The sequence below is a fragment of the Chryseobacterium sp. CP-77 genome, from assembly GCF_036362765.1.
Classification (GTDB): Bacteria; Bacteroidota; Bacteroidia; order Flavobacteriales; family Weeksellaceae; genus Chryseobacterium; species Chryseobacterium cupriresistens.
The window spans coordinates 3974755-3986879 of the sequence record NZ_CP143637.1 but is presented as its reverse complement, the minus strand read 5'-3'; the positions used below and the strand labels follow the sequence as shown (position 1 = coordinate 3986879).

The 12125-nt window shown below is 37.2% G+C and carries 9 protein-coding genes; 1 reads left to right on the top strand and 8 read right to left on the bottom strand.

The window, feature by feature from the left end; genetic code table 11:
• Positions 1-37 precede the first annotated feature (37 nt).
• On the top strand, positions 38-2758 hold the full coding sequence (locus V0410_RS17740; protein ID WP_330745104.1) for a hypothetical protein: 2721 nt from the start codon (positions 38-40) through the stop codon (positions 2756-2758).
• A gap of 60 nt (positions 2759-2818) precedes the next feature.
• Here the strand turns inward: V0410_RS17740 and V0410_RS17735 are convergent, their stop codons facing one another.
• From V0410_RS17735 to rpsL, 8 genes are all read right to left on the bottom strand, one after another.
• The gene (locus V0410_RS17735) at positions 2819-5023 is read right to left on the bottom strand and encodes a zinc-dependent metalloprotease (protein WP_330745103.1); all 2205 of its coding nucleotides are present in this window, start codon (positions 5021-5023) and stop codon (positions 2819-2821) included.
• Positions 5024-5169: 146 nt separating this feature from the next.
• A complete protein-coding gene (locus V0410_RS17730) occupies positions 5170-5667 on the bottom strand; it encodes a low affinity iron permease family protein (RefSeq protein ID WP_442879151.1) in 498 nt (165 codons plus the stop codon).
• Between the two features lie 131 nt (positions 5668-5798).
• Positions 5799-6086, bottom strand: coding sequence for a hypothetical protein (locus tag V0410_RS17725; RefSeq protein WP_330745101.1), 288 nt, complete (start codon positions 6084-6086; stop codon positions 5799-5801).
• A gap of 17 nt (positions 6087-6103) precedes the next feature.
• Complete coding sequence (locus V0410_RS17720; protein ID WP_330745100.1) at positions 6104-8275, bottom strand: TonB-dependent siderophore receptor; 2172 nt, start codon at positions 8273-8275, stop codon at positions 6104-6106.
• Between the two features lie 329 nt (positions 8276-8604).
• Positions 8605-8910 carry a 30S ribosomal protein S10 gene (gene rpsJ / locus V0410_RS17715; RefSeq protein ID WP_002661363.1) on the bottom strand — a complete coding sequence of 102 codons (306 nt, stop codon included), beginning with the start codon at positions 8908-8910 and terminating at the stop codon, positions 8605-8607.
• Between the two features lie 16 nt (positions 8911-8926).
• Positions 8927-11044: an elongation factor G gene (gene fusA, locus V0410_RS17710; protein WP_110008538.1), complete on the bottom strand. Its 2118-nt coding sequence runs from the start codon at positions 11042-11044 to the stop codon at positions 8927-8929.
• A gap of 6 nt (positions 11045-11050) precedes the next feature.
• On the bottom strand, positions 11051-11527 hold the full coding sequence (gene rpsG / locus V0410_RS17705) for a 30S ribosomal protein S7 (RefSeq protein WP_062673583.1): 477 nt from the start codon (positions 11525-11527) through the stop codon (positions 11051-11053).
• Positions 11528-11550: 23 nt separating this feature from the next.
• Complete coding sequence (rpsL, locus tag V0410_RS17700) at positions 11551-11964, bottom strand: 30S ribosomal protein S12 (RefSeq protein ID WP_002983146.1); 414 nt, start codon at positions 11962-11964, stop codon at positions 11551-11553.
• Positions 11965-12125 lie beyond the last annotated feature (161 nt).

Here is a 12125-nt window from a genome sequence, read left to right as displayed (position 1 = left end):
CATACAATATTAAAACTAAAAAAACACTGCACACCCTATGAAAAAGTATATTCTTTCACTTGCGGTTGTATCACTTTTCTATACCCAATCTGACGCCTGTGCGTGGTCGGATCCTGATTATGATTACTTCAACCTTTTTACGCAAACCATCATCAAAGACAAGGCTTATCTTCCCTTCCTGCATAATTATTCAAGCAGATTTTATGGAGGATATAATTCTGCATTGATTCCTGATGATAATGTTGAAACATGGAAAAAGTTTTTTAACAATCAGCTCAGTTATTCTGAAACCCATAATCTGGTGTATAAGATCAGTATGAACGACCTGAATGCTTTAAAGAACGGAAATCCAACCAACCCTCTTTTACAAAAGCTAGGCACCGGATTTTACCAGAAATATAAGGAAGGTATTGATTATTTGATTGAAGCCAAGTATCTTGAGCCTTATATGAGCATCAATTATATAGAAAGTGAAAACTCATTCTATTACGACAGGGATGCCAACAGAAAAAATGCTACGGCTCTTGATTACCATAAAACCATCTCTGCTTTAACCTCTTTGTACAACGCAGCGAGAAATCCTGAAATCAAGCAGCGGTACGGATATCAGCTGGTACGTCTTAATCATTATACCAGAAACTACGATTCTGCTTTGCAGGCTTTCAAAACATATGTTGCTCCCATCAAACTGAAAGGAACAGTCTACTTCATGTCTCTGGACCAATTGGCAGGAGCTCAAAGAGGACTGGAAATGAACAGTGATGCCAACTGGAACTTTTTTCAGGTATTCATGAACAGTAAAGACCGTAAGGAGTCTGCTTTTGTTTCCATGAAACTTTCAGACACTGCCTCTTTCAGCAATATCATGAAAAGAGCCAATACGAATGAAGAAAAGAATATGGCTTACTTTCTTTTGGGTTATGAAGATTTCAACAATCCAATTCCCATGATGGAAAAGATGTATGAAATTGATCCAGATTCCGAGATTCTGAAGGTAATGGCTGCCAGAAGTATCAACGAGCTTGAAAGAAGCTATCTGCCTACCTATTATTACACTTCAGATGCTCAAAAAGCAACGACGAAGGAAAATTCAACGGATAACACCTCAAAAGATACATCTGCAGATTCAACCAAAAGTGAGGTGAAAGAACAAAAGCTTTCTTTCTGGCAGAAAATTGTAAGGTTCTTCAAAAATCTTTTCGGAGGTTCCAAATCTGATAAAACAGGTAATAATGTTAAAGCTGATCAAAGTGACGATGAGCTGTTCAGTAATCCGGATAGAATCCCTTTTTATAACAGAACGGCTTATTATTACGATGAAAAAACACAGGATTTCCTTGACAGTCTTGAAAAATTCACTGATAAAACAAAGGAAAAGTCTAAGGATGAGTACTGGCAGATTGCAGATGCTTATCTTAAGTTTTTAAAGAAAGACTATAAAGAAAGTTCTGAAATTCTGAATGACATCAAAACGACCAATCCGGAATATCTGGAAGAGATCAAAAGAATGAAAGTTCTGAACGATATTGTTTCCCAGCCGAAAATTGATGCAGACTATGAAGACCATCTGATGAAAGAGTATGCAGAATACTTCGTAGAAAAAAAGGTAGAAAAAGATACAGCCACTACAGATAATTTCGATTATTATGGTGAAGTACCTTCAACGGCTGATTTCCTGAAGGATGTTATTGCCAACCGTTACTTCCTTCAGGGAGAGGATGGAAAATCATTCCTGATGAATAATAAGCTTTCGGATTTGCAGTACAACCCGAACTCAAGTCTGGTAAAAAGTGTGGAAGAGTTTTACAGGAAACCAAATAAAACACAGTTTGAACAGCAGATCATCGCCAAAAACATGGACAGCGTGGGTAATATTGATGCCTTCTTCAATACCATTTATGGAGACAGAGCCATGAGACTTGCCGATTTTGAAAAAGCAAAAGCTTATTATGAAAAAGCAAAAAGCTTTGCGGGTATCCCCAGACAAAATTATGAATGGACAGAAAAGAATGGGCAAACCATCACTCCAAAACAATACGCTCCTGCAGAATACGACGGATTTAAAAATATTTCAAATCTTGTATTCGGACATAATGTATGGGAAAGTTTCGGAAGCCCTGATACCGAAAGTATGAAAGCGGAAAATTACGCTGATTTCCCATTCATCAAAACAAGTATGAATAAACTTGAGCTGGCAGACGCTTTGATTCAGTTGAAAAAGATCGGAAACGGTACAGGTGAAAAAGCGGCAAAAGCCAATCAGCTGATCGGAAACTTATTGTATAATACTTCTATTTTAGGATATTACCGCGAATTGTTTGTTATGGATATCGACAACAGCAACGGAGGTAAATATGATTTCTGGAATACAGACAGAAAGAATCCTTATAAGTATTATTATAAAAACTTCCTTGATACTTCTTATATTGAACCTGATAATTTTGACCTTTCCATCAATTATTATCAAAAAGCACTTAAGCTTTCCAATAATAAAGAAGAAAAAGCAAGAATCCTATTCCAGATGGCAAGTGCTGAACAAGGCAAATATTATCAATATGAAGCCAAGGCACCCAAGGATTTTGATTATTCTGATCCGAAATGGTCTGAAAAAGAAGATGCCCGACAAAAAGAAATGGACAATCTTAAAAACCAGAAATACAGAACCTATTTTGCTCAGTTAAAAGCTCAGTATTCTGATACTGAAACAACGAAGAACTTAATGGGAAGCTGTAGTTATTTCAACTATTTTATGCGATAATAAAAACCATAAAAAAACCTCTGATGACTCAGAGGTTTTTTATTTTGATTGTTAACCTGATTATTTTTTAACAAACTTAATTGTACTCTTTTCTTCTTTATTGTTAATCGTGATAAAGTAGATTCCTTTCACAAGAGCTTTTACATTAATTTTGCCGTCGCCTATAGTTCCCCTGGCAATGATCTGCCCCGGAGCACTGAAAATTTCATAAGAAGCGTTTGAAGAAACATTTGTAATGTTCAATACATCTTCTGCAGGGTTTGGATAGATCTTAACAGACTTCACGTTTCCAGCTTCAGAAACTGCCAATAGACTGGACACCGTAGCCTGCTTCACAGCGTAGAAAACATTTCCAATAGCAGAAACTCTCAGGTGAATCGTTTTTCCAGCTAAAGATGCCGGGATAAAAACATTCGCTGATCCGTTATTGGGAACTGATGCAGCAAGGTCATTCCAGGTTGCTCCGCCATCTGCTGTATAATCAATTTTTACGTTAGCTACATTATATGGAGCAGCAGTTGTTCCGGAAACAGTCCATGCAATTGCAGAATTGGCATTGGGTGTCAATGATGTTGTATTTACAGTAAATGCGGCTGCAGAACCTACTACAATAGTTTGTGTGGCATAAGCTGTCTGGGCCTGCCCTCCTGGTTTGTTATCTCTTACCGTCACGCGGAAGTTCGTAGTTCTTGCCATTGTACTTGCTGCTTCAAAGTCAGTTGTATTTTTTACAGCTCCTCCCAATACGGTTACCAGCTTAGGGAAATATCTGGTAGGATTGGTGGTAGGCGCCCAGGATCTGAAGCTTGCACCGGAGGTTGTATTTCCGATGTTCGTTTTGGAAATTCCATTACTCAAACTACTTGAATTCACCTGTTCCCAGCAATAAGTTAAAGCATCTCCATCAGGATCTGTTGCTGATGCTGTCAGTACAAATGCTGTAGATTTAGGAATGGTATAGATTGTATTCATTGCGGTTACAACCGGTGGATTATTAACAATAGGAGTTTCCACATCAGCAGTTACTGCAGCAAGATTAGCCTGTACCTGGTCAATACTTACACTATGAAAATAGGCGTCAGAATGTTGCTGAACATCTGTATTGGTTCCTGTAATTCCGGCGTAGCCCATAATGGTAGATCCGGAACCAGGTTCCACACAGACACCTGTTCCTTCATTAAAACTGAAGGTGTGATTATCTCCCAACTGATGCCCTATTTCATGCGCTACATAATCTATATCGAAGTTATCTCCCAGTGGTATACCGTCTGCAGGAGAAGTAAAACCGCTTCCTTTGTAGTTATTTGGAGAAGGTGAGTTATCACAATCAGGATCAATAGTGGTAGATGTATCATTATTTCCTATACAGCCAATACAGCCTGCATTTCCACCACCACCTGTAGCGCCGAACAAGTGTCCTATATCAAAATCGTCATCTGTAACCCCATAAACTCCTCCATGCAATGTATTCATCAGTTCATAATTCCATTTACACATCTGACTGGAATCACTGTAAGGATCATTAGCTATATCGGTAAAGATCAGCCCCGGAGCATTAATTGCATTAACGTGTACATTAAATTCTTTTTCAAATACACCGTTTACTCTTGATAAAGTAGCATTGATCTGTGTCAGTGCGCCAGCAACACCACCAAAATAGGCAGTATACTCACCTGTAACAGACATGGCTAATCTCAAGGTATGGAAGATTTTATTATTTGATTTTGCTGCTGCTCCAGAATTCTTAAGCTTTTCAAGATTAGCCACAGCTTCTTTATCTTCTTTGGTAGAGCAGGCAAATGCATGTCCGCTTTTATTAGTCTTTCCATGTACGGAATAATAAGACTTATCAGATGTTGCCGGTTCTATAAATTCATATTGGCCGTCGGCACCAATAATCATAGACTGAAAATCATGGGGAGCAACACTGAACCTGATATATTTAGTAGGATCATCAACGCCAATTCCAACATAGGAACCCAACTGGTATTTGTTAGCCAGAGTTTCATCCATTACCGGAAAACTGCTGACTGAAAATTTCTCTATTTTTCCATTAAGAGTAGGAATAGTAATGGTGATGGGAGAACCTTCGCCTATTTTAGAAGCTCTTAGCAGCTGTGTCCTTATCTGATCAATATCAAGTTGGTAGTAAACAGAATGATCACTCTTTTTTGTTATTTTTTGTTGAGGCAGCCCTCTGCTCCACTGGGCATTTGCTGATATTGCGAACAGAAATACCGAGAAACAAAATAATTTTATTTTCATACGTTTTTTTTAATAAAAGTAGATATTTATCAAAAAAAACACTAAAAGCATGGCGGAAAATTAAAAATAACCATTAAAAACACCATAATATGAATAGAAAAATTAAGAATATATCACATTATTTCACATATTCTGAAAATTTTTAATTAATCCTTTTTTTGTTTCTGTATCCATTCTTCATGTTTTCTTTTGAAGAATTCATATTTATAGTCATGGTTTCTTTCCGCAGCATCAATAGAATGAGAAGTATGAATATCCGCCTCCTTTTTGGCCAGATGTCCTAGTCTTTCATAATAAACATGTAGCTGATCAAGTTCTTCTTCTGTAAGGTCTTCAATATCCACAATACGATTGCTTGCTTTTTCATGAGCAGCTATAAGTTCATTCAGTTTAATCTGTATCGCTTTGGAGTCTTTATTCTGCGCTTTCTGAATCAAAAATACCATCAGAAAGGTTATGATTGTAGTTCCGGTATTGATCACCAGCTGCCAGGTTTCGGAATAATCAAAAAAAGGTCCTGTTACCGCCCATAGCACTACGATAATAAAAGCTCCTATAAAAGCATATGGACTTCCTGTAAATTTTACAGCCCTGTTTGAAAATTTTTCAAAAAAGCTATGGCTCTTTTTTCCCATGACTGTCATTTTAAATGATTAATTAAATGTATAAAATTAACAGGAATCATGACTACAATTACTGACAAAAAAAACATTAAAACAGAAGTTCTGCCTTAATGTTCTTTGAATTAAAATTGATATGAATGATTGAGAGTATGTTACTTGACTTTTCCTGAAAAACGGTTTTCAACATTTAGCTTTTCTTCTGCTATGATGCTCCTTCCGACCTGTCCAGGTGAAAAAGTTTTTGGATAAGAGGTATTATTCCAATGATCTTTCCAGGGAGAAATATTACCCCATGAATATATACTTCTGGGATTTGTGTAATGTCTTTCTATATTTTCTCTTGCTGTTTTCAGTTCCTCTTCAGACAGATGTTCTTCGGAACATGAACTTAAACCGGCAATGGCAATACATACTAAAAATAATGTTCTGGCAATTTTCATAATAATTTTTTTTTGTGTTAGAATTTATAGTTTACCTGTACAGCAAAGTTTCTTGGCTGGATCTGATCGATATATCCTCCTCTGAAGTAGGAATTGTATCCTACTGAATCAAAGATGTTATTGAAGAAACCTCTTAATCCCAATCCATTTTTGAAAGAATATCCTATCTGGGCATCTACTGTAGTATATTGGGGCATAAAGAAAGGTTTTTCCCCCGGTTGGGTTCCGTTTACATGTCCATTTTCCGTATTAGTATATTTTTGCTTATAGTCGTCCACTGGTCTTTCTCCCACAAAATAAATTCCGGCCCCTACGTCAAGACCTGTCAGTATTCCTGTGTCGAATTTATAATTCAACCATGCATTAGCAGAATGTTTAGGTGTATTAATCGGTGCTGAACCATTCACAAATGAAGGGCTGTCTTTATACTGTGCATCCACATACGCCCATCCTGTCATCACTTGCAGATTTGGAAGAATTTTACCAATCAATTCAACTTCAACACCTTGTCTTTTTAAGTTTCCGGCAAGTGCATATTTTCCTGTAGGATTTCCATCATCAAGGAGTTCATATGATAAATTATCTGTATTGATGTCAAAAAGGGTTACATTAAATCTTAATCTTTCATTCAGCCAGTCAGACTTAATTCCTGCCTCCCATTGTTTTGTAGTTGATGCTCCTACAGTCCCTCCGCTAAACAATACATTATTGGAACTTCTCAGCGAGGTAGTGCTTGTGTAAGAACCAAATATGTTCATATTTTCAATAGGAGAGATCATAATTCCCAAAGAGGGATTCCAGGCATAATCTTTTTCTTTGTCTGAACCAATTAACCTGCTATAACGAACTCCTAAATGAGCTTTAATGTATTTATTGAACGTAATAACATCCTGTGCCATTAATCCCATAGTAGGTGCTACCGTATTAATAGCATTAGCTGTTGACAAGTCTATATTAACTCCAGCAGGCAGGATATTGTTGATTTCATTCAGAACATTGATCTGATCTACATCTTTAGCTTTATACGAAGTCGTTGTAACATTAGATTCCTTCCAGTCAAAACCTACCTGAAAAGTATGTTTCATAAACCCTGTCATTACATCAGCTCCGATAAAGTCAAATTGAAATACTTTATTTAAATCTTCTCTATCAGATCTTGTCAGTGTTCTATTACGGAATTCTGTTGGATTATCTCTTTTTAACGGTGCCAGGGCAGCACCTACAATTTCAGTCTGATAAGATGAACTCATATATGCAGCTCTTACCTTCAATTTTTCAGTCAGTTTTCGTGTAACAGTTGTTGAAAAGTTGAATGTTTCAGTTTTTGCCTTATCTGTAGAAAATCCAAGGAATTTTCTTCCCGGCATTCTGTATATTGCTTCTGTATCTCCTTTGGCAAGGTTTACAGTTCCCCTATCCGGTGTTGTATTGTTATGCATATAATCCATTTCAACTACAATCTCGGTTTTATCATCCGGACGAATGGCAATAGATGGATTCACATAAATACGTTCGGTATTAATAAATCTTCTGAAGCTGTTATTATTCTGGTAAGCTGCATTTAACCTGACAGCAATTTTCCCCTGAGAATCTAACACTCTCTGGAAGTCAACTGTTGGTCTATAAAAATCCCAGCTTCCATATCTGAAACCAACATTGGTTTGATTAATAAATTTAGGTATCTTAGTTACCACATTAATTACTCCGCCAGCAGAACCTAAACCATCTCCTATTCCTTGTGTAACAGCAGCAGAACCTTTAATTATCTGAATACTTTCTATTCCCTGCATATCGGTAAGCATTCCTGCAGTACGGAAATCGGAGTCCATTTGTACTCCATTCTTTAAGACCGGTACACCTCTGTATCCTCTGATAGACATACTTTCTCTAGTCCCTCCATAGCTACCGAATTGAGTAACTCCCGGAACATTCTTTGCTACGTCAGTAACGGTCAACCCTCCCAGATCTTCAATTACTTTATGAGAGATTACAGATATACTTTGGATCTGGTCTCTGGTTTTTAAAGGCAATCTTGTAATCGCTTCCAAACCTTGCGGTTGCTTTTTTCTTTCACCGAATAGTTCTACTTCGTCAATTTCTTTCGACTTTTTAATAGAATCGTTAACTTTCTGTGCATTTACAAAAACCCCACCCAATACAAGCAGAGAAAAGGATACTACTTTATTCATCTGATAATTTTTTGCAAAATTATTATTTTTATTAATTCTAAATAAATAAACCAGTGTGACATATGTCACCACGAAAAGCCCTGATAATATCAGATCATTAATCTCATCTGGAGACTCATTACAATCATCAAACAGATCTGATCCATTATTAAGACAAATCTTTTAAAGTTTTTTTATGATTACAAAAAGTATAATTCAAAAAAAAGCAGATTTGATGTATTACAAATCTGCTTTTTGCCACTGATGCGGTTATATAAAATAGCATGTACATAAAAAAATCCGTCCCTGAAAAGGAACGGATTGTATAATCATTGCAAAGTATGCATTTATCACACTTTAATTTCAACGTCTACACCTGAAGGAAGTTCTAATTTCATTAGAGCATCAACAGTCTTAGAAGAAGAAGAGTAGATATCCATTAGTCTCTTGTGAGCTGAAAGTTGGAACTGCTCTCTTGCTTTCTTGTTTACGTGCGGAGATCTCAACACTGTGAAGATTCTCTTATTCGTTGGTAATGGAATAGGACCGTTTACAACAGCACCAGTAGCCTTTACCGTTTTTACGATTTTCTCAGCAGACTTGTCTACCAAGTTGTAATCGTAAGATTTTAGTTTTATTCTGATTCTTTGTGACATTTCTTTAATTTAAAAATTAACCTTTTGCTTTAGCTATGATTTCTTCAGCAACGTTTTGTGGAGTAGCCTGGTACTTCTCTAATTCCATAGAAGAAGTAGCTCTTCCTGATGAAAGTGTTCTTAGAGTAGTTACATATCCAAACATTTCAGAAAGTGGAACAGAACCTTTGATTACAACAGCTCCGTTTTTCTCTTCCTGCCCACTGATAGTACCTCTTCTCTTGTTAAGGTCACCAATGATGTTACCCATATATTCTTCCGGAGTTACAACTTCCAGTTTCATAATAGGCTCCATAATTACTGGCTTAGCAGCACGTCCCGCTTCTTTAAATCCTAATTTAGCAGCCATTTCAAATGAAAGAGCATCAGAATCCACCGCGTGGAAAGATCCATCTTTAAGAACCACTTTAATACCTTCAACTTCGAAACCAGCCAATGGACCGTTCTTCATTGCAGCTTTAAATCCTTTTTCAATTGCAGGAACGAATTCTCTAGGAACGTTACCACCCTTGATCTCATTGATGAATTCTAAACCAACTTTACCTTCGTCTGCAGGTCCTAGTTCAAATACAATGTCAGCAAATTTACCTTTACCTCCAGATTGCTTTTTGTAAACTTCTCTGTGGCTGGCAACTTTTGTTAAGTTTTCTTTGTACTCTACCTGAGGTTGTCCCTGGTTTACTTCAACCTTGAACTCTCTTTTCATACGGTCTACAATGATATCTAAGTGAAGCTCACCCATACCAGAGATGATCGTTTGTCCAGAAGCTTCGTCAGTTCTAACAGTAAACGTTGGATCTTCTTCAGCCAATTTAGCTAGAGCGTTACCCATTTTATCCTGGTCAGCTTTAGTTTTAGGCTCAACAGCGATACCGATTACCGGATCAGGGAAAACCATCGATTCAAGAACGATTGGGTTTTTCTCATCACACATCGTATCACCAGTTTTGATAGACTTGAATCCTACCGCTGCACCAATATCACCAGCTTCAATATATTCTACCGGGTTTTGCTTGTTAGCGTGCATCTGATAGATTCTTGAGATTCTTTCTTTATCTCCTGAACGAGAGTTCAAGATATAAGAACCAGCATCCAGTCTTCCAGAGTAAGCTCTGAAGAATGCTAATCTTCCCACGAACGGGTCAGTAGCAATCTTAAATGCTAAAGCTGCGAAAGGCTCATCTACAGATGGTTTTCTTGTGATTTCAGCGTCTGTTCTTGGATCAGTACCTTTGATATCATCTTTATCCAATGGAGAAGGCAAGTATTTACATACTGCATCCAACATAAACTGTACTCCTTTATTCTTGAATGAAGAACCACAAGTCATTGGGATAATAGATAAATCGATAGTAGCAGCTCTCAATGCAGCATTGATTTCTTCTTCTGTAATTGAATCCGGATCTTCGAAGAATTTCTCCATCAAAGTTTCGTCATACTCAGAAACAGCTTCTACCAGTTTTTCTCTATATTCAAGAACTTCATCTTTCATATCTTCAGGAATTGGCACTACTTCGAAAGTAGCTCCTTGTCCTGCTTCATCCCAGATGATCGCTCTGTTTTTAATTAAGTCAACAACTCCTTTGAAATCTTCTTCAGCACCGATTGGTAAAACGATTGGAACTGCGTTAGATCCTAACATTTCTTTAACCTGGTTTACCACGTTAAGGAAGTCAGCACCTTGTCTGTCCATTTTGTTTACGAATCCCATTCTTGCAACTTTGTAGTTGTCAGCAAGTCTCCAGTTTGTTTCAGACTGAGGCTCTACTCCATCTACTGCAGAGAATAAGAATACCAATCCATCCAATACTCTTAAAGATCTGTTTACCTCTACTGTGAAGTCAACGTGTCCCGGTGTATCGATGATGTTGAAGTGGTAAGGTTTAGTTTCTGGTAAAGCTTTTCCTTGATCTGTTGGAAAGTTCCAAGAACAAGTGGTAGCTGCAGAAGTAATAGTAATACCTCTTTCTGCTTCCTGCTCCATCCAGTCCATTGTAGAAGCACCATCGTGAACCTCTCCAATTTTGTGGTTTACCCCTGTATAGAATAGAATCCTTTCTGTAGTGGTAGTCTTACCTGCGTCAATGTGAGCAGCGATACCAATATTTCTTGTAAATTTAAGATCTCTTCCCATTTCAGATTAGAATTTGAAGTGTGAGAAAGCTTTGTTAGCTTCCGCCATTTTGTGAGTATCAGATTTCTTTTTGAAAGCAGCACCTTCTTCTCTTGAAGCAGCTACAACTTCGTTAGCTAATTTCAAAGCCATAGACTTATCATTTCTAGCTTTAGAATACTTGATTAACCATTTCATTGCCATAGAAATTTTTCTATCAGCTCTGATTGGCATAGGGATCTGGAAGTTAGCTCCACCTACTCTTCTAGAACGTACTTCTACGTGAGGCATTACATTTGTAAGTGCATCTTTCCAGATTTCAAGTGCAGTTTTTTCGTTATCTCCTTTTTTAGTTTCTACGATATCTAATGCATCATAGAAAATTTTGAATGCGATTGACTTCTTACCGTCAAGCATTAAGTTGTTTACGAATCTCGTTACCAATTGATCATTAAATTTCGGATCTGGTAACAACGGTCTTTTTTTCGCTTTTGTCTTTCTCATTGCTTTTGTACCTTATTTAATGATTATTTTTTCTTTCCTTTTGCAGGAGCAGCAGCTGCTTGTCCTGGTTTAGGTCTCTTAGCTCCGTACTTAGATCTTCTCTGAGTTCTTCCATTTACACCAGCGGTGTCTAATGCACCTCTTACGATGTGGTAACGTACTCCCGGTAGGTCTTTCACCCTTCCGCCTCTAACCAATACTATCGAGTGCTCTTGAAGATTGTGTCCTTCGCCCGGGATATAGGCATTAACTTCTTTACCGTTAGAAAGTCTTACCCTTGCTACTTTTCTAAGTGCAGAGTTAGGTTTCTTCGGTGTAGTTGTATATACTCTCGTACATACACCACGTCTTTGTGGACAAGAATCAAGGGCAGCCGATTTGCTCTTCTTGGCAAGCGTGGCTCTTCCTTTTCTTACTAATTGTTGAATAGTAGGCATTTAATTGCTTTTTATTTTAGGGTGCAAAAATAGTAATATTTTTTTAATCTACAAACACTTATATAAAAATTAAAATCAAATACTTACATCGAAAATAGAAGACGTTTCGATATAACATTCAAAGAACTATAATATATACGGGGAAAAGAGATAGAAAAGAA